Source organism: Streptomyces sp. NBC_00091, assembly GCF_026343185.1.
GTDB lineage: Bacteria > Actinomycetota > Actinomycetes > Streptomycetales > Streptomycetaceae > Streptomyces.
Genome location: NZ_JAPEMA010000001.1, coordinates 4142009 through 4167999, shown reverse-complemented (window position 1 = coordinate 4167999; position 25991 = coordinate 4142009). Strand labels below are relative to the sequence as shown.

General features: G+C 72.1%; 24 protein-coding genes and 1 riboswitch. Of the genes, 10 read left to right on the top strand and 14 right to left on the bottom strand.

Annotation, left to right across the window (positions count from 1 at the left end; translation table 11 throughout):
• Window positions 1-283 precede the first annotated feature (283 nt).
• The gene (locus OOK34_RS19215; protein ID WP_267035083.1) at window positions 284-517 is read right to left on the bottom strand and encodes a ferredoxin; all 234 of its coding nucleotides are present in this window, start codon (window positions 515-517) and stop codon (window positions 284-286) included.
• Window positions 517-1968 (bottom strand): aldehyde dehydrogenase, encoded by a 1452-nt coding sequence (locus tag OOK34_RS19210; RefSeq protein WP_267035082.1) that lies wholly within the window; start codon window positions 1966-1968, stop codon window positions 517-519. Before OOK34_RS19210 ends, OOK34_RS19215 begins: the two co-directional genes overlap by 1 nt.
• A 287-nt stretch (window positions 1969-2255) precedes the next feature.
• Between OOK34_RS19210 and OOK34_RS19205 the strand changes: the two genes are divergently transcribed.
• The 7 genes from OOK34_RS19205 to OOK34_RS19175 all read left to right on the top strand — a co-directional run bounded on the left by OOK34_RS19205 (window position 2256) and on the right by OOK34_RS19175 (window position 10921).
• A complete protein-coding gene (locus tag OOK34_RS19205; RefSeq protein WP_267035081.1) occupies window positions 2256-3305 on the top strand; it encodes an MBL fold metallo-hydrolase in 1050 nt (349 codons plus the stop codon).
• A gap of 83 nt (window positions 3306-3388) precedes the next feature.
• A riboswitch (cobalamin riboswitch) is annotated at window positions 3389-3468 on the top strand.
• A 130-nt stretch (window positions 3469-3598) separates the two neighbouring features.
• Window positions 3599-4843: a prenyltransferase/squalene oxidase repeat-containing protein gene (locus tag OOK34_RS19200; protein WP_267035080.1), complete on the top strand. Its 1245-nt coding sequence runs from the start codon at window positions 3599-3601 to the stop codon at window positions 4841-4843.
• Window positions 4840-5523 carry an SCO2322 family protein gene (locus OOK34_RS19195; protein ID WP_267035079.1) on the top strand — a complete coding sequence of 228 codons (684 nt, stop codon included), beginning with the start codon at window positions 4840-4842 and terminating at the stop codon, window positions 5521-5523. The genes OOK34_RS19200 and OOK34_RS19195 overlap by 4 nt, the downstream gene beginning before the upstream one ends.
• Window positions 5520-6869 carry an energy-coupling factor transporter transmembrane component T gene (locus OOK34_RS19190; RefSeq protein WP_267035078.1) on the top strand — a complete coding sequence of 450 codons (1350 nt, stop codon included), beginning with the start codon at window positions 5520-5522 and terminating at the stop codon, window positions 6867-6869. The genes OOK34_RS19195 and OOK34_RS19190 overlap by 4 nt, the downstream gene beginning before the upstream one ends.
• Complete coding sequence (locus OOK34_RS19185; RefSeq protein WP_267035077.1) at window positions 6866-9313, top strand: ABC transporter ATP-binding protein; 2448 nt, start codon at window positions 6866-6868, stop codon at window positions 9311-9313. The genes OOK34_RS19190 and OOK34_RS19185 overlap by 4 nt, the downstream gene beginning before the upstream one ends.
• Entirely contained in the window at window positions 9310-10185 is an 876-nt protein-coding gene (locus tag OOK34_RS19180) for an ECF transporter S component (RefSeq protein WP_267035076.1), read from the top strand. The genes OOK34_RS19185 and OOK34_RS19180 overlap by 4 nt, the downstream gene beginning before the upstream one ends.
• Before the next feature lie 331 nt (window positions 10186-10516).
• Complete coding sequence (locus OOK34_RS19175; protein WP_267035075.1) at window positions 10517-10921, top strand: transglycosylase SLT domain-containing protein; 405 nt, start codon at window positions 10517-10519, stop codon at window positions 10919-10921.
• A gap of 143 nt (window positions 10922-11064) precedes the next feature.
• On the opposite strand, the gene OOK34_RS19170 is transcribed toward OOK34_RS19175, so the two are convergent.
• The gene (locus OOK34_RS19170; protein ID WP_267035074.1) at window positions 11065-12234 is read right to left on the bottom strand and encodes a steroid 3-ketoacyl-CoA thiolase; all 1170 of its coding nucleotides are present in this window, start codon (window positions 12232-12234) and stop codon (window positions 11065-11067) included.
• A 265-nt stretch (window positions 12235-12499) separates the two neighbouring features.
• Here OOK34_RS19170 and OOK34_RS19165 point away from each other — a divergent pair, with 265 nt between their 5' ends.
• Window positions 12500-13744: a cytochrome P450 gene (locus OOK34_RS19165; protein ID WP_267035073.1), complete on the top strand. Its 1245-nt coding sequence runs from the start codon at window positions 12500-12502 to the stop codon at window positions 13742-13744.
• A 220-nt stretch (window positions 13745-13964) separates the two neighbouring features.
• Here the strand turns inward: OOK34_RS19165 and OOK34_RS19160 are convergent, their stop codons facing one another.
• The 9 genes from OOK34_RS19160 to OOK34_RS19120 all read right to left on the bottom strand — a co-directional run bounded on the left by OOK34_RS19160 (window position 13965) and on the right by OOK34_RS19120 (window position 22404).
• Window positions 13965-16070: a bifunctional glycosyltransferase 87/phosphatase PAP2 family protein gene (locus OOK34_RS19160; protein WP_323183436.1), complete on the bottom strand. Its 2106-nt coding sequence runs from the start codon at window positions 16068-16070 to the stop codon at window positions 13965-13967.
• Window positions 16071-16281: 211 nt separating this feature from the next.
• Entirely contained in the window at window positions 16282-16509 is a 228-nt protein-coding gene (locus tag OOK34_RS19155; protein WP_267035072.1) for a hypothetical protein, read from the bottom strand.
• Window positions 16510-16516: 7 nt separating this feature from the next.
• On the bottom strand, window positions 16517-16747 hold the full coding sequence (locus OOK34_RS19150) for a hypothetical protein (RefSeq protein ID WP_267035071.1): 231 nt from the start codon (window positions 16745-16747) through the stop codon (window positions 16517-16519).
• On the bottom strand, window positions 16744-16935 hold the full coding sequence (locus tag OOK34_RS19145) for a hypothetical protein (RefSeq protein ID WP_267036819.1): 192 nt from the start codon (window positions 16933-16935) through the stop codon (window positions 16744-16746). The genes OOK34_RS19150 and OOK34_RS19145 overlap by 4 nt, the downstream gene beginning before the upstream one ends.
• Window positions 16936-17033: 98 nt before the next feature.
• Window positions 17034-17882 carry a helix-turn-helix transcriptional regulator gene (locus OOK34_RS19140; protein ID WP_267035070.1) on the bottom strand — a complete coding sequence of 283 codons (849 nt, stop codon included), beginning with the start codon at window positions 17880-17882 and terminating at the stop codon, window positions 17034-17036.
• Window positions 17883-17894: 12 nt separating this feature from the next.
• Window positions 17895-18413 carry a DUF6879 family protein gene (locus OOK34_RS19135; protein WP_323183435.1) on the bottom strand — a complete coding sequence of 173 codons (519 nt, stop codon included), beginning with the start codon at window positions 18411-18413 and terminating at the stop codon, window positions 17895-17897.
• Between the two features lie 10 nt (window positions 18414-18423).
• Window positions 18424-18666 (bottom strand): hypothetical protein, encoded by a 243-nt coding sequence (locus OOK34_RS19130; RefSeq protein ID WP_267036817.1) that lies wholly within the window; start codon window positions 18664-18666, stop codon window positions 18424-18426.
• Between the two features lie 455 nt (window positions 18667-19121).
• On the bottom strand, window positions 19122-19700 hold the full coding sequence (locus OOK34_RS19125; protein ID WP_267035069.1) for a recombinase family protein: 579 nt from the start codon (window positions 19698-19700) through the stop codon (window positions 19122-19124).
• A gap of 958 nt (window positions 19701-20658) precedes the next feature.
• Window positions 20659-22404: a recombinase family protein gene (locus OOK34_RS19120; RefSeq protein WP_267035068.1), complete on the bottom strand. Its 1746-nt coding sequence runs from the start codon at window positions 22402-22404 to the stop codon at window positions 20659-20661.
• Here OOK34_RS19120 and OOK34_RS19115 point away from each other — a divergent pair, their 5' ends adjacent.
• Complete coding sequence (locus OOK34_RS19115) at window positions 22405-22749, top strand: antibiotic biosynthesis monooxygenase (protein WP_267035067.1); 345 nt, start codon at window positions 22405-22407, stop codon at window positions 22747-22749.
• A gap of 77 nt (window positions 22750-22826) precedes the next feature.
• On the opposite strand, the gene OOK34_RS19110 is transcribed toward OOK34_RS19115, so the two are convergent.
• A complete protein-coding gene (locus OOK34_RS19110) occupies window positions 22827-23222 on the bottom strand; it encodes a nuclear transport factor 2 family protein (RefSeq protein WP_267035066.1) in 396 nt (131 codons plus the stop codon).
• 172 nt (window positions 23223-23394) lie between these two features.
• Here OOK34_RS19110 and OOK34_RS19105 point away from each other — a divergent pair, with 172 nt between their 5' ends.
• Complete coding sequence (locus OOK34_RS19105; RefSeq protein WP_267036816.1) at window positions 23395-23892, top strand: GNAT family N-acetyltransferase; 498 nt, start codon at window positions 23395-23397, stop codon at window positions 23890-23892.
• Here OOK34_RS19105 and OOK34_RS19100 read toward each other — a convergent pair.
• Window positions 23889-25970, bottom strand: coding sequence for an MDR family MFS transporter (locus OOK34_RS19100; RefSeq protein WP_267035065.1), 2082 nt, complete (start codon window positions 25968-25970; stop codon window positions 23889-23891). The two genes, OOK34_RS19105 and OOK34_RS19100, sit on opposite strands and share 4 nt — an antisense overlap.
• Window positions 25971-25991: the final 21 nt, after the last annotated feature.

Below are 25991 nucleotides of genomic sequence, written 5' to 3'. Positions count from 1 at the left end.
TCGCCTCATCACTGACGAGGCCGCTCCTCCCCTCCCTGCCCCGTGACCGTTCCTTTGGGGGCTTCCCGGCAGTCCTTTGTCTTTCCGGGGCGGGACGGTCGGTCAAGGGTGGCCGAAGGCCATCGCGAAGCGACGCGACCGAAGGGAGCGCCCTTGACGGACCGGCCCGACACGGAAGGACGATGGGACTGACGGGAAACCCCCAAACCGTCCCTGACACCGCCCAGCCGAAACCCCGCCCCCCCGAAGCCCCGCCCCACCCATCCCCCACCCCCCACCCCCCTCACTCCTCCGGCGGGAACACCGCCTCCCCCGACGGGAACAGGGTGATGAGGATGGCCTCCACCGGGCAGCCCTCCGCCGCCGTCAGGGTCGGTTCGTTGGCGTCCGTTTCCGGGGAGCGGGGGTGGGACTGGCGGGCGGAGTCGAGGGTGAAGGCGTCGGGGGCGTGGTTCACGCACATGCCCGAGCCGATGCAGACCCCGCGGTCGACCTCGACCTGCCAGCGGTCTCCCATCACGCACCAGCCGGCAGGTGGATCATCTTGTGCTCCAGGTACTCGCTCAGGCCCTCCGGGCCGAACTCCCGTCCCACACCGCTGCTCTTGTAGCCGCCGAACGGGCCGAGCATGTCCAGGCTGAAGGTGTTCACGTTGAACGTGCCGGTGCGGACCCCGCGCGCGAAGTCGATGCCGTGCTCGACGTCGGCCGTCCACACGCTGCCGCTCAGGCCGAAGTCCGAGTCGTTGGCGATCCGGGAGGCCTCCGCCTCGTCCCCGTAGGGGATGAGGCAGACGACCGGGCCGAAGATCTCCTCGCGGGCGATCCGCATCGAGTTGTCGACGTCGCCGAAGAGGGTCGGCTCCACGTACCAGCCCCGTTCCAGTCCCGCCGGGCGGCCGCCGCCCGCCAGGACCTTCGCGCCCTCCTCCTGGCCGATCCGGATGTAGTCCAGGGAGCGCTGCTGCTGGCGCTTGGCGACGAGCGGGCCGAGCTGCGTCGCCGGGTCGAGGGGGTCGCCGACGACCAGGGCGCCGGCCGCCGCGGCGAGGGCCTCGGCCACCTCCGCGTAGCGGCTGCGCGGGGCGAGGATCCGGGTCTGGGCGACGCAGGCCTGGCCGTTGTTCATCCAGGCGGCCGGGACGATCCCGGCGATGGTGCTCTCCAGGTCGGCGTCGGGCAGGATCACCGCGGCGGACTTGCCGCCGAGTTCGAGGGTGACCCGGGTCAGGTTGCGGGCGGCGACCTCCATGACCCGCTTGCCGGCGGCGACGGAGCCGGTGAAGGCGACCTTGTCGACGCCGGGGTGCCCGACCAGGTACTCGCTGACTTCGCGGTCGGCGGGCAGGATCGACAGCACCCCCTCCGGCAGCCCGGCCTCCCTCGCGATGTCGGCCAGGATGAAGGAGTCGAGGGGGGCTTCCGGCGAGGGCTTGAGGATCACCGTCGAGCCGGTGAGCAGCGCCGGTGCGAGCTTCGCCGCGGCCACGAACTGCGGGACGTTCCAGGGGATGACGGCGGCGACGACCCCGACCGGCTCGCGGCGTACGAGGATCGACCCGAGCGCGCCCTGGCGGCGCTCCTCGTAGGGGTAGGCGGCGGCGACCTTGATGGCGGAGTCGTAGACCATCATCGCGCCGAGTGCCTGGGCGAGGACGCTCCAGGAGTACGGGGAGCCGTTCTGGGAGCTGATGGAGCGGGCGATCTCCTCGTGCCGGACGGCGATGGCGTCCTTGATCCGGGAGACGACGGCGATCCGCTCCTCCAGTGACAGGCGGGGCCAGGGTCCCTGGTCGAAGGCCTTGCGGGCGGCGGCCACGGCGCGGTCCACATCGGCCTCGGAGGCGTGCGGGACGCTGCCGATGACCTGCTCGGTGTGGGGGGAGACGACCCGGATGGTGTCGGCGCCCAGCGGATCCGTCCATTCCCCGCCGATGAACAGTTGGCCGTGTTCCACGAGCTCGGTCATGGCTGCTGCCTCCAGGTGCTGCGCTGCGCACGATGTCGCAGAACTGATACCAGTTCTAGTTCGAGGAGTCCACGGTCAGGACAAGGCCAGGACAAGGCCGGAGCGGGCGCACGCCCGGGAGACGGGAAGAAGATCCGACGGCTAGTCAGGAAGGGCTGGAAGTGGTCGACTTGGGCTACCAATAGAACACGTTCTTGCCAGACTTGCCAGACCGGCCCTCGGACACCGCGAGCGCCCTCGGACACACCGAGCGTCCTCGGACACACCGGGCCAGGAAGAGAGTCCTCATGTCAGAGACCGCGCCGCAGGTCACCGACCACGGCGGAGGTGTCCGGAGCATCAAGGTCCCCATCCCCGACAACCCGCTCGGCCACACCCTCGTCCACGTCCTCGACACCGACCGCGGCCCCGTACTGATCGACACCGGCTGGGACGACCCCGCTTCCTGGGACACCCTCACCGCCGGGCTCGGCGCACTCGGCTTCCCGGTCGCCGACGTGCACGGGGTGGTCATCACCCACCACCACCCCGACCACCACGGCCTGTCGGGGCGGGTGCGGGAGGCTTCGGGTGCGTGGATCGCCATGCACGCCGCCGACACCGAGGTCGTCGTACGGACCCGCTCCGCCGAGCCGGGCGTCTGGTTCGACTACATGAGCGAGAAGCTGGCCGCCGCCGGCGCCCCCGAGGAGCACATCGCCCCGCTGCGGGCGGCACGCACCGGCGGGCGGATGCGGACCCTGCCCGGTCTGCGGGCCGCCGTCCCCGACCGGGAGATCGTCCCGGGCGAGCTGCTGCCCCTGGCCGGGCGCCGGCTGCGGGCGATCTGGACCCCCGGACACACCCCCGGCCACGTCTGCCTGCACCTGGAGGAGGCGCACCCCGCGCAGCTGCCCGGCAACGGCCGGCTCTTCTCCGGCGACCACCTGCTGCCCGGGATCTCCCCGCACATCGGCCTGTACGAGGCCCCGGGGGACACCCGGGTCACCGACCCCCTCGGCGACTACCTCGACTCCCTCGAACGCGTCGGCCGGCTCGGGCCCGCCGAGGTGCTCCCCGCCCACCAGCACGCCTTCACCGACGCGCCCGCCCGCGTACGGGAGCTGCTGGAGCACCACGAGGAACGGCTGAGCGGGCTGTGGCGGCTGCTGGCCGAGCCCCTGACCCCCTGGGGGCTCGCGGAGCGGATGGAGTGGAACCGGCCCTGGGAGCAGATCCCGTACGGCTCCCGGAACATCGCCGTCTCGGAAGCGGAGGCGCACCTGCGGCGGCTGGTGAAACAGGGCCGGGCGGAGGCCGTCCCGGGCACCGACCCGGTGGCGTACCGGGCGCTGTAGCCCCGCCGGGCCCCGCCCCGCCGCCACCCGGTGCGCAGGCTACGGGCCGGTAGAGTGAGCCCGTCGTCCACACTTCCGTATGGGGGGAAGCCGGTGCGAATCCGGCGCTGACCCGCAACCGTGAACCCGGCCCGCAGCACGCGGGACGGCAGCCGGAATGCCCCGTGCCGGAGGTGCGCGGCTCGTGCCGCCGGGTCCTCCGGCGGCCGGCACCGTCGAGGTAAACGGAGCCGGAGCCCGGTGCCTGCGCGTGCCTGTCTCCCGCCCCCCGTACGAGAGGCACCCGCCCCGTCATGAACGTCCGCCGCAGCGCCGCCGCGCTCGCCGCCTCCGCCGTGCTCTGCGTCGGCGCCGCGCCCGCCGCCCTCGCCGACACGCCGCCGCCCTCCCCGTCCGCGCCCCCGGTCGTCCCGTCGGGCCTGTTCGGCAAGGCCGACCCGACGTACGACGGGGTGTGGCGGCAGTCCCTCGCGCTGCTCGCCCAGCAGACCGCCGGCGTGAAGCCCGCCCCGCAGGCCGTGGCCTTCCTCACCAGCCAGCAGTGCCCGAACGGCGGCTTCGCCTCCTACCGGGTGGGCCTGCCGTGCGACGACAAGACGACGTACGACACCAACGCCACCGCCATCGCCGTGCAGGCCCTGAAGGCCCTCGGCGGCAAGGACGCGGCGGTCAAGAAGGCCACGGACTGGCTGAAGTCCGTACAGAACGAGGACGGCGGCTGGGCCTACGTCCCCGGCTCCCCCAGCGAGGGCAGCTCCACCTCCCTGGTGATCAGCGCGCTCGCGACGGCGGGCGACAAGCCGGCCGAGGTGAAGTCGAAGGCCGGCAAGTCCGCCTACGACGGCCTGCTCTCCTTCCAGCTGGGCTGCTCCGCCGAGCCGGCCGCCGACCGGGGCGCCTTCGGGTACCAGGCGGCCGACGGCAAGCTCCCCGCCAACGCCGACGCCACGGCCGCCGCCGCCCTGGCCGGCCTGGGCAGGGGCATCCTCGTCGACCCGGCCACCACCGACACCCCCGCCGCCGCGCTGGCCTGCCCGGCCGGCTCCGCCGACCCGGCGGGCGCGGCGCAGGGCGCGGCCGGCTACCTCGCCGAGGCCCTGAAGAAGGACGGCCACCTGACGGCGGTCACCCCGGGCGCCGACCAGCCCACCGCCGACACCGGCAACACCGCCGACGCCGTGATCGCCCTGGCCGCGGCCGGGCACCGGCAGTCGGCGGCGGGCGCGCTGGAGTGGCTCCAGAAGAACTCCGCCGAGTGGTCCAAGGGCAACCCGGCCGCGCTGGCCACCCTCGTCCTGACCGCCCACGCGACGGGCACCGACCCGAAGGCCTTCGGCGGCACCGACCTGGTGGCGGCGTTGAACGCCACGGGCCCGGCCCCGGTGGCCGCCCCCGACGCCGAACCGCAGAAGGTGGAGAGCAAGGAGGAGCCGGGCTCCGGAAACCAGAACATCTGGTGGATCGTCGGCGCGGGCGCCGCGGCCGGCATGGGCATCGGCATCCTGCTGAGCGGCCGCCGGAAGAAGAACCAGCTGTGAGCCGGCGCCGTCCCCGCGGGTCGTCGGCCGCCGTGGTCCTGGGTGCCCTCGGGCTGGTCCTGACCCTGTTCGCGGCCTCCCCGGCGCTGGCGGCGAGCTACCGCTACTGGTCGTTCTGGGACGGCGCGGGCGGCACGTGGGCGTACGCCACCCAGGGCCCCTCGACGGCCCGGCCCGCGGACGGCGCCACGCTCGGCTTCCGCTTCTCGGTGAGCAAGGACGCCGGCGACGAGGCGGCCCGGCCGCGCGCGGCCGCCGACTTCGCGGCCGTCTGCGCCGGTACCGCCCCGGCGGACGGCAAGAAGCGGGTGGCCCTGGTCATCGACTTCGGGGTACCCGAGGACGCACCCGGCGGCGAGACCCCGCCGCAGGGCACCGCGCGCACGGCCTGCGCGCAGGTGGCCCCGGAGGCCACGGCCGCCGAGGCTCTGGCGGAGGTGGCGAAGCCGCTGCGCTACAACGGCGCGGCGCTGCTGTGCGGGATCTCCGGCTATCCGAGGACGGGCTGCGGCGAGCCCATCGGGGACGCGCAGCCGAAGCCCTCCGCGTCGGCGTCGGCGTCGGCCGCCCCCGAGCCGGAGGCCTCCTCCGGCCCCGCGGCGGGCCTGTTCCTGGGCATCGCGGCGGTCCTCGCCCTGGGCTCGGCCGGCATCTGGCAGTCCCGCCGCCGCAGGCGATGACGCACCCCGCCGCCGACGCAGGTCCCGCCGCCGGTGAGCCGAGCGACGGCGCGGCAGCCGCCGACGGCGCTCAGCCACCCACGGGGGCCACCCCCACCCGACGTACGGTCCGCACGGGTGGGTACCCAGCCCGGCCGCAGGCCGGGCGCACCACCCACGGCGCGTCAGGCGCGGACGCACCCCCGGCCCAGCGCGGTGCGGCCGGGCAATCCGACCCCCCGCACGGGCCGACGTACAACCGCCGGAGGCACTGGCAGGCCCCCGAAGCCCGGCGCGGGAACGCCCTGCACGCGGGGGCCTGGTGGCTGTGGGCCCTCGGGCTCGCCACCGCCGCCTCCCGGACCACCAATCCGCTGCTCCTCGGGCTGATCGTCGGCGTCGCCGGGTACGTGGTCGCGGCGCGCCGGACGGAGGCGCCCTGGGCGCGTTCCTACGGGGCCTTCGTCAAGCTCGGCCTCTTCGTCATCGGGCTGCGGCTGGTCTTCTCCATGCTGCTGGGCTCCCCGATCCCCGGCACGCACACCCTCTTCACCCTGCCCGAGATCCCGCTCCCGGCCTGGGCGCAGGGCATCCGCTTCGGCGGCCGGGTCACCGCCGAGCAGCTGGTCTTCGCCTTCTACGACGGCGCGAAGCTGGCCGCCCTGCTGATCTGCGTCGGCGCCGCGAACGCGCTCGCCAATCCGGCGCGGCTGCTGAAGTCCCTGCCGGCCGCCCTCTACGAGGCGGGCGTGGCGGTGGTCGTCGCCATGACCTTCGCCCCGAACATGGTCGCCGACGTGGCCCGCCTGCGGACCGCCCGCCGGCTGCGCGGGCGCCCCACCGGCGGGGTCAAGGCCGTCCTCCAGATCGGGCTGCCGGTGCTGGAGGGGGCGCTGGAGCGCTCGGTGGCCGTCGCCGCCTCGATGGACGCGCGCGGGTACGGGCGTACGGCGCGGGTTCCGCCGGCCGTGCGGCACACCACCAACGCCCTCACCCTCGGCGGGCTGCTCGGCATGTGCGCCGGTACGTACGGGCTGCTCGCGGCGGAGGGCGCCGCGTACGGGCTGCCCGTGCTCGGCATCGGCCTGGTGCTGGCCCTCGCGGGGCTGCGGCTCGGCGGGCGGCGCAGCATCCGCACCCGCTACCGGCCCGACCGGTGGGGGGTGCGCGCCTGGCTGGTCGCCGGCTCGGGGGCGGCGGTCGCGGCCCTGCTGATCCACGCGGGGTCGGTGGACCCCGAAGGGCTGCGGCCGGGCGTGGTCCCGCTGGTCGCGCCCGGGCTGCCGCTGTGGCCCGCGGCGGCGATCCTGATCGGCCTGCTTCCGGCCTTCGTGGCCCCCGTTCCTCCCGAGGAGTCTTCCCGTTGATCCGCTTCGAGCAGGTGTCGGTGACCTACGAGGGCGCCGCGCACCCTTCTCTCCGGGATGCGGACTTCACCGTCCCGGAGGGTGAGCTGACGCTGCTGGTCGGCCCGTCGGGGGTCGGCAAGTCGACCCTGCTGGGCGCGGTGTCCGGGCTGGTCCCGCACTTCACGGGCGGCACGCTGCGGGGTCGGGTGACGGTGGCCGGGCGGGACACCCGTACGCACATGCCGCGCGAGCTGGCGGACGTGGTGGGGACGGTGGGGCAGGATCCCCTGGCGCACTTCGTGACGGACGTGGTGGAGGACGAGCTGGCGTACGGGATGGAGTCGCTGGGCCTGGCACCTGCGGTGATGCGGCGCCGGGTGGAGGAGACCCTGGACCTGCTCGGGCTGAACGAGCTGCGCGACCGCCCGATCGCCTCACTGTCGGGCGGGCAGCAGCAGCGGGTGGCGATCGGGTCGGTGCTGACCCCGCACCCGCGCGTGCTCGTACTGGACGAGCCCACCTCGGCCCTCGACCCGGCGGCGGCGGAGGAGGTCCTGGCCGTCCTGCAACGCCTGGTGCACGACCTCGGCACGACGGTGCTGATGGCGGAGCACCGCCTGGAGCGGGTGGTGCAGTACGCCGACCAGGTGCTGCTGCTGCCGGCGCCCGGGGCGGCGCCGGTCCTGGGGCCCCCGGCGGAGATCATGGCCGTCTCCCCCGTCCACCCGCCGGTGGTCTCCCTGGGCCGCCTCGCGGGCTGGTCCCCGCTCCCCCTCTCCATCCGCGACGCCCGCCGCCAATCCGCCCCCCTCCGCACCCACCTCTCAGCCCGTGGGGCCGCCGCCACGCCCGCCGCCCCGGCCCCGGGCTCCGCCCCCACTCCCGGCGCACCGGCCCCGGGGGCTGCGGCCCCCACCACCCCGGCCCCGGGCTCCGCCGCCACGCCCGGCGCACCGGCCCCGGGGGCTGCGGCCCCCACCACCCCAGCCCCGGGCTCCGCCGCCACGCCCGGGCTGTCGGGCCTGGGCTCCGCCGCCCCGGCCCCCGACGTGGCGGCCCCGGGCTCCGCCCCGGACCCCGCACTCGGCGTACCGGGTCCGGCCTCGGCCTCCCCTGACCCCGGGACCGGTCTCTCGATGCCGGGGGCTGCCGCTGCGCGGGGCGAGTCCCCTACCCGCCCTTCCACCGTTCCCCAGGGCTCCGCCCCGGACCCCGCGCCTCAATCGCCGGCGAGGCTGGATCTGCCCTCCGGGCAGCCCGGCCCGCAGGCGGACCACCCCGGTGGGCGCCAGCCGCCCGGCCCCCACCCAGCCCCGCCGGCGATTGAGGCGAGGGGGTCTGGGGGCGGAGCCCCCAGTTTCGGGAAGGGGCGGGGTGGGGAAGAAGCCCCGCGCAGCGGCACCGGCACCGGCTGGCTGGGCCGGGTGCTTCAGCGGGGCACCTCACCCGGCCCGCGCAGCGGCACCGGCAGCGACAACCGCCCCGGCAGCGGCGGCCGGCTGGGCCGGAGGCGGACCGGCACCGCGCCCGACCAGGGCAGCGGCAGCGGCACGGGCGGCGGCCGGAGCGGGGCCTCGCCCGGGCTGGCGGCCCGGCTGCGGCGCCGGGGCGGGCAGGCGGCTGCCCCCGCCGGCTCCACCGCGCCCGGCCAGGGCAGCGGCGGCGGCCCCGGGCAGGACTCCACGCCCGGCCAGGGCAGCGGCAGCGTCGCCGCAGCCACCGCCCTCGGGATCCGCCGCGGACGCGCAGAGGTGCTGCGCGACGTCACCCTCCGCGTCGCGCCCGGCGAGACCGTCGCCCTCATGGGCCGCAACGGCGCCGGCAAGTCCACCCTCCTCGCCGCCCTCACCGGCACCCTCGCCCCCACCACCGGCCAGGTGACGGTCGGCGGCCGCACCCCGCACCGCACCCCGCCGCCGGAGATGGTCCGCCGGGTCGGCCTGGTCCCGCAGGAGCCCCGCGACCTCCTCTACGCCGACACGGTCGCCGCCGAGTGCGCCGCGGCCGACGCCGACGCGGGGGCGGCCGCCGGGACCTGCCGTGCCCTGGTCGGCGCCCTGCTGCCCGGCGTACCGGACGACACCCACCCCCGGGACCTGTCCGAGGGCCAGCGGCTGACGCTCGCCCTCGCCCTGGTCCTGACCGGCCGGCCGGCCCTGCTGCTGCTGGACGAGCCCACCCGCGGCCTGGACTACGCCGCCAAGGCCCGCCTGGTGGAGACGCTGCGCGCCCTCGCCGCCGACGGCCACGCCATCGTCCTGGCGACGCACGACGTGGAGCTGGCCGCGGAGCTGGCGCACCGGGTGGTCATCCTGGCGGGCGGGGAGATCGTCGCGGACGGTCCGACGGCCGAGGTCGTGGTGTCCTCGCCCGCCTTCGCCCCGCAGGTGGCCAAGATCCTGGCCCCGGGCCACTGGCTCACCGTCTCCCAGGTGGCCGCGGCGCTGGAGGCGACCACATGACGGCCCGCCCCGCGGCCCGCCCCGCGGCCCGCCCCGTCCGCATCGGCCCCCGCGCCGCCGCGGCCCTGGTCCTGGTCACCCTCATCGGCATCGCCGCCTTCGGCTGGCCCCTGCTCGCGGACCGCCAGTCCGGCCTGGCCCACTCCCAGGACGCCCCGTGGCTCTTCGCCGCGCTGCTCCCCCTCCTGGTGGCCGTCGTGGTCGCGACCATCGCCGACAACGGCATGGACGCCAAGGCCGTCGCGATGCTCGGGGTGCTCGCCGCCGTGGGCGCGGCGCTGCGGCCGCTGGGCGCGGGCACGGCCGGCCTGGAGCCGATGTTCTTCCTGATGGTGCTCAGCGGCCGCGTGCTGGGGCCGGGCTTCGGCTTCGTCCTCGGCTCGGTCACGATGTTCGCGTCCGCCCTGCTGACGGGCGGGGTCGGGCCGTGGATGCCGTTCCAGATGCTGGCCCTGGGTTGGTTCTCGCTGGGCGCCGGGCTGCTGCCGGGGCCGGAGCGGATCCGGGGGCGGGCCGAGCTGGCGATGCTCGCGGCGTACGGGTTCCTGGGCTCCTTCGCGTACGGCACGGTCATGAACCTCCAGGGCTGGGTGATCCTGCAGGGCATGGGCCAGGGCGTCTCCTTCCATCCGGGCGACCCGGTGGGCCAGAACCTGGCGCGCTTCGTGGCGTACTGCCTGGCGACCTCGGTGGGCTGGGATCTGGGGCGGGCCGCGCTGACGGTCGTACTGACGCTCACGCTCGGGGCCACGCTGCTGAAGGCGCTGCGGCGGGCGACTCGTAAAGCTGCCTTCGACGCCCCGGTTTCCTTCGATTCGAGGGCTGGAAGTGACCCAGGACACGCACCAAAAGGGGTGCAAGCGGATACGTAAGGTGACATTCGGGGCCTTGGGCGGTGAGGCGGCCCACAGGACCTAGGTCACATTCGATCCGGGATAGTAGTCCCGGGCGGCCTCCTGACACAGTCCCCCACCTGCGCGAACGAGGCCCCGGGCGGCGCGGGACCTTTCGCCCCGGCTGCGAGGTCCACTAGTAAGAGGGGGGCATTGCCAGGCCGTCGGCGGCCTGGCTAACTGGTGTTGTCGCCGAGGCGGCCGGGGCGCACAGCCCCCCGCCGGGACGAACCCCTCTCCTCCGCGTGAGTGGCTCACGCATGTCTTCGGCATGCCGCGACCGCCCTTGTCCCCTTCGGAAGGTTCATCCGTGTCCAACGCCGTCATCCGCCGCATCGCCGCTTCGAAGAAGACCCTCGCCGGTACTGTCCTCGCTCTGGGCGTCGCGGGTTCCATGCTCGCCGCCGTCCCCGCGCAGGCCGCTCCGACGGGCGCCAAGGCGATCGCCCAGCAGATGATCAAGGACCCGGCCCAGTTCGCCGCCTTTGACAAGATCGTCACCCACGAGAGCGGCTGGGACTACACCGCGACCAACTCCTCTTCCGGCGCGTACGGCCTGGTCCAGGCCCTGCCGGCGTCGAAGATGTCCTCCGCGGGCTCGGACTGGAAGACCAACCCGGCCACCCAGATCAAGTGGGGCCTGGACTACATGAACGAGCGCTACGGCAGCCCGGTCGGCGCCTGGAACTTCTGGCAGAACAACCACTGGTACTAAGCCGCCAGTAGCGCAGCGAGAACAGGCGCGGCCAGAACAGGCGCAGCGAAACATACGAGGGCCCCGGTGGCCGGCCTCCCCAGGTCCGGCCACCGGGGCCTTCCGCATCCCATCCCACGGGGTTCAGCGGGCGCCCGGAGCACTCACAAGCGCTGGATGATCGTGCCGGTCGCCAGCGCGCCTCCCGCGCACATGGTGATCAGCGCGAATTCCTTGTCGCGCCGCTCCAGCTCGTGCAGCGCGGTGGTGATCAGCCGGGCGCCGGTGGCGCCGACGGGGTGGCCGAGCGCGATGCCGCCGCCGTTGACGTTCACCTTCTCCAGGTCCTGGCCGAAGACCTGCGCCCAGCTGAGGACGACGGAGGCGAAGGCCTCGTTGATCTCGACGAGGTCGATGTCCCTGAGGGACATCCCGGCCTTGCCGAGCACGGCCCGCGTGGCGTCGATCGGCCCGTCCAGGTGGAAGTGCGGGTCGGAGCCGACCAGCGCCTGGGCGACGATCCGGGCGCGCGGCTTGAGTTTCAGCGCGCGGGCCATCTTGCGGGAGGCCCACATCACGGCGGCGGCGCCGTCGGATATCTGGGAGGAGTTCCCGGCGGTGTGCACGGCCGTCGGCATGACCGGCTTGAGCCGGGACAGGCCCTCCATGCTGGTGTCGCGCAGCCCCTCGTCCCGGTCGACCAGCCGCCACATGCCCTGGCCGGCGGCCTGCTCCTCCTCGGTGGTCGGGACCTGGACGGCGAAGGTCTCGCGCTTGAAGCGCTCCTCGGCCCAGGCGGCCGCGGCCCGCTCCTGCGAGAGCACGCCGAGCCGGTCGACGTCCTCGCGGGTCAGGCCCCGGTGGCGGGCGATCCGTTCGGCGGCCTCGAACTGATTGGGGAGGTCGACGTTCCACTCGTCCGGGAAGGGCTTGCCGGGGCCGTGCTTGGAGCCGGAGCCCAGCGGGACCCGGCTCATGGCCTCGACCCCGCAGGCGATGCCGATGTCGATGACCCCGCCGGAGATCATGTTGGCGACCATGTGGTTGGCCTGCTGGGAGCTGCCGCACTGGCAGTCGACGGTGGTCGCGGCGGTCTCGTAGGGCAGGCCCATGGCGAGCCAGGCGTTGCGGGCGGGGTTCATGGACTGCTCGCCGGCGTGGGTGACGGTGCCGCCGACGATCTGCTCGACGCAGTCGGGCTGCATTCCGGTACGGGCGAGGAGTTCGCGGTAGGTCTCGCCGAGCAGGTAGGCGGGATGGAGGTTGGCCAGGGCTCCCCCGCGTTTCCCGATGGGGGTGCGTACGGCTTCGACGATGACGGGTTCCGCGGCCATGAGCTCGTCCTCTCCTGCACACTCTGCACAGCGCCGGCGTGGCGGGCCGTCCGGCGGCTGCCTCGCGCGAACTAGTACGCGTTCTAGTTCTCCCCCGCAGTCTTATGACCTGGACCCCCGGCACGCAAGGGTCTTGCACGCGGCTTACACGGATTCCACACGCAACAGTTGGCGCGAGAGCTCTTGTGACTTCTAGAACTCGTTACTACCTTCGAGCCAACTTCTGATGGGCCGTCAGACCTTCATGAGACTTTGGAGCCGCCCGATGCCCTGTCCCGCGCTGCCCGAAGGCTTCGACGCCACCGACCCGGACCTCCTCCAGGACCGGGTCCCCTTCCCGGAGTTCGCCCAGCTGCGGCAGACCGCACCCGTGTGGTGGTGCCCGCAGCGGCGGGGCGTCACCGGATTCGACGACGAGGGCTACTGGGCCGTCACCCGGCACGCGGACGTCAAGTACGTCTCCACGCACCCGGAACTGTTCTCCTCCACCACCAATACGGCGATCATCCGCTTCAACGAGCACATCCAGCGCGAACAGATAGATGCCCAGCGCCTGATCATGCTGAACATGGACCCGCCGGAACACACCCGCGTACGCCAGATCGTGCAGCGGGGCTTCACCCCCCGGGCCATCCGCGGCCTGGAGCAGGCCCTGCGCGACCGGGCCCGGAAGATCGTCGAGGAGGCGCGGGCCGCGTCGGCGGACGGCAGCTTCGACTTCGTCACGCAGGTGGCGTGCGAACTCCCGCTCCAGGCCATCGCCGAGCTGATCGGCGTACCGCAGGCGGACCGGTCCCGGATCTTCGACTGGTCGAACAAGATGATCGCGTACGACGACCCGGAGTACGCGATCACCGAGGAGGTCGGCTCCAACGCGGCCGTGGAGCTCATCGGATACGCGATGAACCTGGCCGCCGAACGCAAGGAGTGCCCGGCCAAGGACATCGTCAGCCAGCTGGTGGCGGCCGAGGGCGAGGGCAACCTGCGCTCCGACGAGTTCGGCCTCTTCGTCCTGCTGCTGGCGGTCGCGGGCAACGAGACCACGCGCAACGCCATCAGCCACGGCATGCACGCCTTCCTCACCCACCCCGACCAGTGGGAGCTGTACAAGGCGACCCGGCCGGCCACCGCCGCGGAGGAGATCGTGCGCTGGGCCACGCCCGTGGTGTCCTTCCAGCGCACCGCCACCCAGGACACCGAGCTGGGCGGCCGGAAGATCAAGGCCGGCGACCGGGTGGGGCTGTTCTACTCCTCCGCCAACCACGACCCCGAGGTCTTCGAGGACCCGGACGTCTTCGACATCACCCGCGACCCGAACCCACACCTCGGCTTCGGCGGCGGAGGCCCGCACTTCTGCCTCGGCAAGTCCCTGGCCATCATGGAGATCGACCTGATCTTCAACGCCCTGGCCGATGTACTGCCCGACCTGCGGCCCGCCTCACAGGGCCCGCGGCGGCTGCGCGCGGCCTGGCTCAACGGCATCAAGGAGCTGCGGGTCAGCGCGGGTTGAAGGACCCGGGCCGGCGCCGGCGCCGGCCCGTGCACCAGGACGGCAGGGGCCGTACCTCCCACGCCCCGGCCCCTGCCGTCCGCCGCCGTCGGCCGCCCGAGTGGCGGGATCCCTGGCCAGGGCCGATCCTGACAGGACGCGGCGATCCACCGAAGGGGCGCCGGGGCGCGATGGCGCCCCGGCGCCCCTTCGGCCTGTACGGCCTACGGCCGTGGGGCCGCTACGCGGGCCCGGAGCGGGCCGGGGTGCGCATCCGGTCCCCGGACGCGGACCCGGCCCCGGACTCGGACCCGGACTCGGACTCGGACCCGGCCCCGGACTCGGACTCGGACTCGGACTCGGAGGACGAGGATCGCTGGCCCGGGAGGTTCACCTTCAGGCCGCGCGGCCCGGACAGTGCGTAGACCAGCCCGAAGCCGGCGGCGACGACCGCCGCGCCGCCCACCGCGTCCAGGACCCAGTGGTTGGCGGTGGCCACGATCGCGCACACCGTGATCAGCGGGTGCAGCACGCCGAGCAGCTTCTGCCACCCCTTGGGCGCGAGGACGACGATCACGACCCCGCACCACAGGGACCAGCCGAAGTGCAGCGACGGCATCGCCGCGTACTGGTTGGAGATGGCGGTCATGGCCCCGTACGAGGGGTTCGCCAGGTCCTGCACCCCGTGCACGGTGTCGATGAAGCCGAGGCCGGGCATGAGCCGCGGCGGTGCGAGCGGGTAGAGCCAGAAGCCGGCCAGCGCGATGACGGTGGCGAGGCCGAGCGAGGCGCGGGCCCAGCGGTAGTCGCCGGGGCGGCGCCAGTACAGGACGCCCAGGATGGCGAGCGGGACCACGAAGTGGAAGGAGGTGTAGTAGAAGTTGAAGAACGCCTCCAGCCAGGGTGCGCCGGCCACGGCCTGGTTCACGGCGTGCTCGATGTCGATGCCGAGGGCCTGCTCGATGCCGAGGATCTGGTGGCCGTTGCCCTCGGCGAGGGAGCGGCTCGTGGGGGCCGCGGCGCGGATGTGCGAGTAGATCGAGTAGCCGACCCGTATCAGCAGCAGCTCCAGCAGCAGGTTCGGGCGGGAGAGCACCCGCCGCCAGAACGGCAGCAGCGGCACCCGCGACCAGCGCGCCGCGGCGGGCTGTCCGTAGACGGTGGGCACGGGCTCGCGCCAGTACGGCGAGGAGCGCGGCAGGAACGGCACGGCGCAGGCCGCCGCCAGGGCCGCGAGGAGGAGCACGTTGTCGCGTACGGGGGCCAGCGCGGCCAGGTTCGGCAGCAGCACGGCGCTCGGCAGGGTCATGGCCAGCACGACGGCGACCGGCCACACCGGACGGTCGGCGGCGCGCCGGCCCACCTTGCCGGCCAGCGCGAGCAGCACCCACAGCAGCTGGTGGCGCCAGCCGGCCGGGGACACGGCGACGGCCACGCAGCCGGTGACGGCGACGGCGAGCAGCAGCTGGCCGTCGCGGGCGTAGCGGGCCGCGCGGCGCAGGCCGAACCAGATGACGGCGACGGCGAGGGCGAGGTAGAGGGCGATCTCGCCGGGGCCGCTGAGGCCGAGGCGCAGCAGGGCGCCGTGTACGGACTGGTTGGCGAGGCTGTCGGGGGCGCCGCCGAGGCCGGTGCCGGCGAGGTGCTCGATCCAGTACGTCCACGAGTCGCGCGGCAGTGAGGCCCAGGACAGGGCGGTGGCGCCGGCGAAGGTCACGGCCGCGGCCTTCGCGGTGGGGCGGCGGCCGGTGAGCCACAGCAGCGGGGCGAAGAGCAGCAGCGCGGGCTGGAGGGCGGCGGCGAGGCCGACGAGGAAGCCGGCGGGCCGTTCTCCGGGCACCCGGAAGACCGCGAGGAGCACCAGCAGCACGGGCAGGACGGCGGTCTGCCCGGGGGAGGCGGCCTCGCGGACGGGCAGCGAGACCATCATCAGCGCGACCAGCGCGGGCGCGGCCAGCAGTGCGGTGCGGCGGGGCACGGGGTCGGGCAGGCCGCGCGCGGCGACCAGGCCGATCGCGGCGACGAAGAGCAGGGTCACACAGGTCCAGGCCACCTCCAGGGAGGGGGCGGCGAGGCCGACCAGCGGCTTGAGGACGAGCCCGGCGAAGGGGGTGCCGGTGAACTGGCCGGCATCGTAGAGCGAGCCCGGCAGGCTGCCGGGGGCGCCGGGGAGGTGGAAGCCGCTGAGCCACTCGCCCGGTGGCACGCGCAGCACCGCGGCGGCCTGTCTGACGGTGAGGGCGGCCGCGAGCGCCCACAGCAGGAGGCGTACCGCCCCGAGTCTGCCGCTACCGCCTATGACCCCGGCATGTCCGTTGGCACCGCCGTGCTCCGCCGCGTTAGCCACGCCTCGCCGTCCTCCCGCCCTGTCGACCGCAACCGTGACTTCGCCTGGCTGCCGCGCGTCGTGCCCCGTTTGATTACCTGGACGACGATATCCCGGGCGGGATCCCTAGGATGGCGGGCATGAGCATCGTGAAGATCAACAAGTCTGTCAACGGACTCACATAGGCGCCCACCTGGAGCGATCCGCCGTGGCCGCTACAGCTTAGAAGCCGTCACGGTCGGTGCGCCTCGAGGCTCCACATGGCCTGTAGGCAGCGTAGGCACTCGCAGGGCGGGAACAGGTCGCCGAAGCCCTCCCAGTAGCCCTCGCGCCGAAAGCGGGCCACGTCGACCGGGTCGCGCACCAGCGGCCGCACGGGCTCGCCCGACCGGAAGACCCGCACCGGGCCGGCGGAGCCGCCCCTGACCACGCGCACCGTGAGCCGGGAGCGCCCTCTCATCCGCCGATCACTGGACGCGCTCCACCACGGCCACTTCGGAGAACTCCCTCAGGAAGATCATGTGCCCCGTCCGCCCCGTGTGCTGTATGCACATGTCGGTGCACACGTCCGCGTTGCCGGTCGGGTCGGAAGACCAGCGGCAGTCAGGGCTCAGGCAGCGCGCGGTTGCCGTCGTCTCCGCCGAAGGGTGGCGGCGCATGACGTAGCTGATGTACCGGAGCACGGCCCTCGCCGTCATGCCGCTCCCTCGGGGTGCGGATGGTTCCGCAGCTCGACGTTGCAGTCGCTGACCGTGGAGTGGTCGCTCAGGAGGCGGGCTTCCCGGCGTTGTCCGCCCAGGGCCGCGCAGACCCCGCAACCGGCCATCGGTTCGGGCTCCGGGTCTGTTCGCAGCGGCAGCTCCACCGGGGGTTGCGCATACGTGATCGCCTTCACGGGGCCGCTCCTCGTGTCGTCCGTGTGGCAACCACGCTAGGGACGCCGGAGCCTCGCCTCCCAGGCGATTGCACGAGGTTGCACGGCAGTCACCTGAGCGTCTGTATGGCGCTCGTGATCAGCGCGCGAGCCTTCACCCCGTAGACGGCCATGCCCGCCAGTTCAGTGAAGGCGTCCCCGTACGCGGCAACGTCGCTGGGCTGGGTAAGCGTGAGGTAGCCGGAGACCAGCTCGACGTTGACCTGCGCGGTGTCGAAGACCCAGAACCCTTCCACGGGCATCCGGGAGCGCCCGGTCCGCGTGGGCACCACTCCCAGGCTGACGCTGGGCAGCGAGCCGACCGTGAGGAAATGACGGAGCTGTTCCTCCTGCACCTCCGGCCCTCCGAGCCCGTTCCGCAGTACCGACTCCTCGACCAGGAACGCGAACTGCCGGGCACCCTCGTAGAGCACACGCTGACGCTCCATGCGGACGGCGACGGCATCGGCCACGTCGTCCACGTCGACCCGTCGCCGCTGGACGGCCCGCAGGACGGCTTCCGTGTAGCCGGCTGTCTGGATCAAGCCCGGAACGAACCACGAGGAGTAGGCCCGGAACCGGCGGGTTCGCTCGAAGAGCGGGAGACGGGCTTCCTGGGCCTGCTTGAGCCCGGCGCGCTCCATGCGTCGCCAGTTGCCCCACATGCCCTCGGCTGTCCGCAGAGAGGCGATCAGGTCCTCTGTCTGGTCCTCTGCGCCGCACGCCCGGCACCACGCCCGGATGTCGTCGGCGGAAGGGGGCGTCTTGGCGTTCATGATCCGGGACGACTTGGACCGGCTCCACCCGCAGCGCTCGGCCAGGTCGAGGCCGGTCAGCCCGGCATCCCGGCAGAGATCCGCAAGACGTTTCGCGAGAGCCTGCCGGGCCTGCTGGGCACTTGATGAAGGGGAAACGGCCATGGTGATGACCGCTCAGCGCGGCCGGTACTCCTCGTGCGGAACAGCCCGCTGCCAGGCGGCCTCGAAGGCGCCGGCGCACAGCTTCACGCGCTCGGGATCGTCCGCGTACTCCCGCCCGTCCCGGTCGAGCCGTCCGTCCCCGGTGAAGTGGTGAAACAGCGCCTGGGCACCGTCGAACAGCCAGAAGTCGGTACCCGGCAGGGCCAGGTCCGTGGTCCGCCGGCGCGGCAGCCAACGGACCGATTCGCCCGCCGCGATGTTCGTGAACGTGCAGTCGTACTCGTACCGCACGTAGGCGCTGACCGGTTCCGACACGATCCGGAGCCGCCGGACGACGACCCCTCGGCCGGTCGCCTCCTTCACGGCGTCGTGCCAGCCACCCCACCACGAACTCCGGTCGGCAGGATCAAGACGCTCGCCCCGCTGCCACGCGATGAACCCGAGGTCGTCCACCATGTAGCTGTCGCGCATCTCGAGGTGCACCGCCGAGTGCTGCGCTCGTGCCAGTGCCTGACGTGCGGGTGGCTGCACTACGTGCCTCTCAGTCGTCTTCGGGGTGCGGGATGTACTTCAACATGACCGCCGGAAGCCTGACGATCGCCTCGTGGTCCGGCACGTCCGTGGAGTGGCCCGGAATCGAACCGATCTCCTGGCACGCCTTCACTTCATCCTCGGTCGCCTTGTACGACTGGATCAGAAGATCGCCGGTCTCCTCGTGGAGCCAGATCGTCGGAGACTCGTCAGTCGGCGAGTTGGGGATGATGCCGAGGAACTTTAAGGTCATGGTCGCTCCCGCCGTCGAGTGGGTTGCACCAACGTGCACGAGCGTTGCCCTCCCGAAGGACGAGCGCAAGAGGCTTTGTGGCCAATGCTGTTGCGCCGCGCCGACCGGCTGACGGGCACCGACGCATCGGGCTACGGCGGTGGCCTCCAAGTGGGCCTCACAGACGTTCAGCACCATTACAGGGGCGTTAACCGCGTCGTTTTCGAGCTGCCAGAAACCGATACACCCAAGTCACGCCGCCGATCACCCGCAAAAAGCAGCCTCGCACCTAGCGCGCGTTCGCCGAGCTTGGGCCGGGATCGCCAAGAGCTGTGCCGTCTGAACTTTGGTGCCGCCCTACCCCCTGCGGTGGTTCGGTGGTTCTAAGGCATTTCTGGTTTTCCTTATAGGTTTCTATATGCATACAGAAAAAGCCCAAGAATCACCGAACCACCGCACGCGCCTGGCCGACACCCTCAGGCCGCGCCACCCAGCGCCCGGTACAGCGTCGCGCGAGAGACTCCGAGCGCCTTGGCGATGACTGTGACGCTCTCACCCTTGGCGCGGCGGGCTTTGGCCGCAGCGAGCTTGTCCGCGTCCATGACGGCTGGGCGTCCCCCCGTACGCCCCTGCGCCCTGGCAGCGTCCAGTCCGGCGCGGGTCCGGTCCTTGATCAGGCTCCGCTCGAACTCCGCCATGGCGCCCACCACCTGAAGCATGAGCCGCCCGTCCGGGGTGTTCGGGTCGATGCTCGCCAGCGCTCCCGTCAGCACCTTGAAGCCGATCCCACGGGCAGCGAGCGAGTCCACGAGTGTCACAAGGTCGATCAGAGACCGTGCGAACCGGTCCAGCTTCCAGACGCACAGGGTGTCGCCGGGGCGCAGGTAGTCCAGAGCGGCCGTCAGCTCCGGGCGGTCCGTGTTCTTGCCGCTCGCCTTGTCCGTGAAGATCCGGGCACAGCCGGCCACCGTCAGCGCATCCTGCTGCAACTGCGCTTCCTGGTCGTCAGTGGAGACTCGGGCGTATCCGATCAGGTGCCCTGCGGTCGTCGTCATGCGCCGATCGTCGCAGAACCCGTCTCAAAATCTCAAGGGATTTCGAGAAGTTCTGAGACGGGTTCTGGAACACAATTCGCGGGGACTGAGCGCCTCTTTCCGGCCGTCTCACAAACCATCGTTTCTGATACGTCGAACCGGCGTCACTCAGCGCAACATCCGGCCCACCGAACTACCCAGATTCGCCATCAGAGAGATTCGCCCCCCCCTGCTGCTCTCCTGCAAGAGAGAAGGGGAGTGCCCCCTGGCCGGATGCGCCGCCAGCCCGAGTTGCCTAGCACAGTCGAGGGTGGGGAAGTTCATTCCAAAGGGAGGCGAATGGTGGCGTTTATCGCGAGGGTTTCCATCTCCCACCCATGATGTGCTGAGCTGTACGCGCAGCGGACCCACCACGCGGCCCAGGCCCTGCACGCCAAGACTTGGTTCTGCAACCACGGAAATGATCTTTGGCCGCTTTGGCGGAGTTCAGGGCTTGACCCCCCTGCCGCAGATACAGCACCCCTGCCTACGCTCCAGGGCACCAGCACACGAGAGGTAGCAATGCCCAAGACCGAGACCCGCCCCGCGCTCGAACTCCGCGTCGGGGGACTGCACTTAATCGTCCAGCGCATCCCCGGATGGGTTGTCGGACTCATCACGACGGCACTCGGAGCGGCCGCAACCTGGTGGACGACCCGCTAGCGCGGCCCGAACCCAGTTGAGCCGAAGGCATTCGCAGCGCAGCACATGCACGTCGTCCGCGTCGGCCCGGCCGAAGCGAGGGTGTGACGAAGTGACGCTCAAAGAGCTGTCTCTCAATTCGCAATAAAAAATAAGGAGATACCAGAAAGAGGGCTCCCAACGTCACAGCGTCACGCTCTACGCGCTGGTGTCGCTCGCTAAGATCCCCCGGCCAGACACAGAACGGCCTGCCACTGAAGCATCCCGGCAGCAGGCCGTCCTGACTACGAGGCGCGCCTCAATCGCTCGTATCCGGCGACTCGGACCAACGCACGATCACCCGAGCCGGAGTGTTCGCATTGCGCCCCCGGCCTACCGACTTGGCGATCCTCACCGAGTCGATGAACAGCGTCAGGAACTCCCGCCGCTTCTTGAGATCCCAGCCCGCCCAGTTGGAGCCCTCTCCTATGGGGTCTCCGTCCACGCCTGTCCATTCGCTGGGGATCTGGATGAACCGGCCTTCCATCGCATCCAGCTGCGCGAGGCGTTCGGCCGTCCGCTCCTCGTGGGCCGTCAGCCGCGCCATGGACTCCGTGAACATCTGGGTGCCGGTCTTGTCGCCGTACACACCGGCAAGGCGGTCCATGTGCAGGATGCGCCGGGACTCTCGTACGTGCTCCAGCTCGGCACGCACGGCCGCCCGCTCCGCATCCCGCTGCGACGTATCGCGCTGTCGGGCGAAGCGGCGCGAGGCTTCGGCCAGCCACTCGAGGTCGTCCGGGTCGTCCGGATCCATGGTGGTGAGACGGGCCCACACCCGCCCGGCCACTGCGTGGTCCGTCGCTTCCTGGTCGATGACGAGACCACCGTGCCCGGCCACGACTCCCCCGGCCCGGTTGCACTTGTAATAGAGCTTCCCGACCCTCCGGTCGGAGACCATGACCGATCCGCACACATCGCAGAACAGCAGCCCGTGGCCGGCGAGGAGCGTGGGAACCCGTCGGCCGGCGCGCACCACGGTCCGAGTCCGGCCGTCCAACACGTCCTGGAGCTGCCACCACTCCTCATTGGGGATCAGCGCCTCATGCGTCTGGACGGGCTGCCCGTCTTCGTCGCGGAGTATGACGCGCTTACCGGCCTTGCCCGGGACTGGGTTCCCGTCGGCGTCCTTGGACGGCAGGACACGCCCCTGCCACTCGATGGCGTACCCGGCGAGGCGCGGGTCCCGAAGGATCCGCAGCACGGTCGAGGACACCCAGGCCGGGCGGTCCACGGCTTCCGAGACCGCCCGAGCACGCCTCGCTGCGAGCCGCTTTATGCCCGCCTCTCCCAGGGTCTCGACCTTGGTGGGCACGCCATCTTCATTGAGCCGCTTGGCGATCAGCGAGGCGGACAGCCCATCGGCCGCCCACTTCGCCATGTCGCGGACGTACGGGGCCTCCACGGGGTCCGGGACGAGCCGGATGACGGACAGCTTCCCGCTGGTCCCCCGCTCCGTCGTGAAGCCGTACGGGGCGACGCCGGAGACGTGGCTACCGGCCCGCCGGAGCGTGTCCTTGGTCGCGGAGACGTAGGCCGACTTCATGTCGGATTCCTGCTGCGCCAGGCCCGCGATGATGGCGAGGATGCCGACGCCGACCGGGGTGGACGTGTCGAGGTAGGGCTCCTCCACGCTGACCAGCCGCACGCCGTGCGATTCCAGCTCCTCGATGATCCGCATGGCTTCCAGCGCGCCACGACGGGTGAGACGGGACAGCGAGAAGACGACCACGGCGTCCACGTGCCCGCCGCGCACGGCCGTCATCATCTCCTCGAACCCCGGGCGGTGGATGCTCGGGTCCCATCCGGACTTGCCGACGTCCTCGAAGTGGCCCGCGTCGCTCCATCCCTTCGAGCTGATGAGTGAAGCGCACCGGTCGCGCTGCGCCATCGGTGAGGCCTGGGAGTCGTCCTCACGACGCTTTGACTGGCGGATATAGGAGACTGCACGCACGTGATCAAGGCTAGGTGCAGTGCCCGGCCTGTGTTTCCTGAGAGGTGCCATGTGCCTAGCATCGTAAAGATCAACGCGCTGACCGTGCCGGCTGAGCAGCGGGAGCTGCTGGAGCAGCGGTTCGCCTCGAGGGCGGGCGCGGTGGAGGGTTCTGACGGGTTCGAGTGGTTCGAGCTGCTGCGGCCGGTCGAGGGCACGGACCAGTACCTCGTGTACACCCGGTGGCGGTCGGAGGAGGACTTCCAGGCGTGGATGGAGGGTCCGATGAAGGCGGCGCACCAGGGCGGTGGCGGCGCCGGCGGCGGCGCCGGTGAGCGGCCGAAGCCGGCGGCTTCGGGGTCGCAGGTGTGGTCGTTCGAGGTCGTGCAGCAGGCGGCGCCGAAGAAGGACGCCTGAGGTCCGACGGTGGGTGCGAGGGGGCCCGGGGCGCGCGTCGGCCCGGGCCCCCTCGGATCTGAGCCCCCTCAGCCCCCTCAGCCCCAGAAGGCGTCGCTCTCGTCGATGTCCTGGGTGCACTGGTCGATGTCGGTGATCTTGCCGCCGACGATGGTGAAGAAGACTCCCTCGTGGATCTCGATGCCCCGGTCGCCCCGGTCGCCCTGGGCGAGGTGGACGGATATCGCGTGGCCGCGGCCGTCCACCATGACCCGTTCCAGGTGGACCTGGAAGGTGCCCTGGGTCTCCTCGCCGAGGCGGCGGTAGAGGTCGAGGACGGCTTCGCGGCCCTTGTGGTGGCCCGAGAGCACGCTGTTGCCGGGCACGTGGTGAATGACGTCGGCCGTCATCAGCGTGCCCAAGGTCTCCAGGTCGCCCTTGCCGAAGGCCTCGTAGCCGCGGCGGATCAGGGCACAGTCCGGATGCTCCGACATGACCGTTCACACCCTCCGTTTGTGCGATTTACACCTTTCATCATCATCGGCCCGTGTCTGTGGATATTCCACGCGGGAGGCGCGGGAAGCACTCCACAATGACGCCATGGACACGAATTCGATCACCACGACGGACATGACGGCAGGCAGCACGGGGGTCGGCGGACCCGCCATGGGCTCCAGGTGGGAGGTCACGCCGGAGCCCTTCACCACCCCTGACGCCACGGCCCTGCGCCGCGCCTACTACGCGGAGGTCGCCGGGCGGTACTGGGAGCGGTCGGTGACCGAGGCCGAGATCGACCAGGGAATGCTGGACGATCCGGCCGACGGGCTCGTCCCGCCGACGGGCCAGTTCGTCGTCGGCCGGCTCGACGGACGGCCACGGGCCTGCGGGGGCATACGCCTGCTCGACCCGGCCACCGCCGAGCTCACCAGGATCTACGTCGACCCGCGCGCCCGGGGCACCGGCGGCGGGGCGGCCCTGCTCACCGCCCTGGAGGAGGCCGCTCGCGGGCTGGGTGCCACGCGGATCCGCCTGGACACCCGGACGGACCTGGTCGAGGCCCGCGCCCTGTACGCGCGCCACGGGTACCGGGAGATACCGGCGTACAACTCCGGGCCGTACGCGCAGCACTGGTTCGAGAAGCCCCTGGCCGGAGCTGTCGGCTAGCGGGCGGAGTGGTCCCGGCGCGGCAGGGTGTCGTAGGGCTCCTCGGCGTCGGATCCGCAGAGCTCCCGGTTGAGTTCCTCGACCAGCTTGACGAGGTCGGTGGGGCGCTCGGGGCCCCACCAGTCGCCGAGCAGCTCGGCCAGGGACTCCTGGCGGGCCGCCGCCAGCCGGGCCGCGACCACCCTGCCCCGGTCGGTCAGGACGAGCGGGAGCCCTTCCCGGGAGGCGAGCCCGCGCTCCTCGACCTGGCGGGCGGCGTCCGTGATGGCCTTGATGGGGATGGCGGTGCGTTCCGCGAGCATCGCCGGCTCGGCGGAGCCGTACTTGTTGATCCGCAGCAGTAGCCAGCTGGCGGCGGGGAGCAGGTCGTAGCCCGCCTTCTCGGTGATCTTCTCGTAGACGTGGCGGCGGCCCTCGCGGGTGCCGAGTACGGACAGCGCGCGGGCGACCTCTTCGTGCGAGGAGCGGTGGACCGGGTTGGAGGCGAGGGTCTCCGTCACGTCGGGTGCGGTGACGGAGCCACGGAGCTTGTCCTCCTTGAGGAACCAGGAGATCAGGAAGGCGAGCAGGACCATGGGTACCGCGTAGAGGAAGACGTCGGTGATGGCGGTGGAGTAGGCGTCCAGCACCCGGGGGCGCAGCTCGGCCGGGAGTTCGCCGATGGCCCGGGGGTCGGCCTCCAGCCGTGCGACGGTCGCGTCGGGCGGCAGCGGGACCCCGGCGAGGGTGGCGGACAGTTTGTCGCCGAGCCGGTTGGTGAAGATCGTGCCGAAGATGGCGACGCCGAAGGAGGCGCCGATGGAGCGGAAGAAGGTGGCGCCGGAGGTGGCGACCCCGAGGTCGGCGTAGCTGACCGCGTTCTGCACCACCAGGACGAGCACCTGCATGACCAGGCCGAGGCCGGCGCCGAAGACGAAGAAGTAGACGCTCGTCTCCCAGTCGGAGCTGGTGCGCTCCAGCTGGTGCAGGAGCAGGAGTCCGACGGCGGTGACGGCGGTCCCCACGATGGGGAAGACCTTCCAGCGGCCGGTGCGGCTGACGATCTGCCCCGAGACGGTGGAGGCGATCAGCAGGCCGAGCACCATCGGCAGCATGTGGACGCCCGACATGGTCGGCGAGACGCCCCGCACGACCTGGAGGAAGGTCGGGAGGTAGACCATCGCGCCGAACATCGCGAAGCCGATGACGAAGCTGATCACCGAGCAGAGGGTGAAGGTGCGGATGCGGAAGAGGCCCAGCGGCAGAACGGGTTCGGCGGCCCGCCGCTCGACGAGGAGGAAGGCCGCGAGGAGGACGGCTCCGAGGACGGCCAGCCCGATGATCCGGGCCGAGCCCCAGCCCCAGGTGCCGCCGAGAGAGGCGACGAGGACGAGGCAGGTGGCGACGGAGGCGATGAGGAAGGTGCCGAGGTAGTCGATGGTGTGCCGGGAGGACCGGGCCGGAATGTGCAGGGCGGCGGCGATGACGACCAGCGCGACGAGACCGATGGGGAGGTTGATGTAGAAGACCCAGCGCCAGGAGAGGTGGTCCACGAACAGGCCGCCCAGCAGGGGCCCGAGCACACTGGTCGCGCCGAAGACGGCGCCGAAGAGGCCCTGGTACTTGCCGCGCTCGCGGGGCGGGACGATGTCGCCGACGATCGCCATCGACAGCACCATCAGCCCGCCGCCGCCCAGGCCCTGCAGGGCGCGGTAGCCGATGAGCTGGGGCATGTCCTGGGCGAGGCCGCAGAGGGCGGAGCCGATCAGGAAGATGACGATGGCGTACTGGAAGAGCTTCTTGCGCCCGTACTGGTCGCCGAGCTTGCCCCACAGGGGTGTGGCGGCGGTGGCGGCCAGCATGTAGGCGGTGACCACCCAGGACAGGTGCTCCATGCCGCCGAGGTCGCTGACGATGGTGGGCAGGGCGGTGGAGACGATGGTCTGGTCGAGCGCGGAGATCAGCAGGCCCAGCAGCAGGGCTCCGATCGAGACGAGCACCTCGCGCGAGGCGTGCTCGGCGCCGGGCCCCGGGTCAACGGCCGACGCGGTCACATCCTGTGCCATCGGCTCCTCCTCAGGCCGGATCAACAACTCCATCCTGAGCGGTGTGTCCGGTTA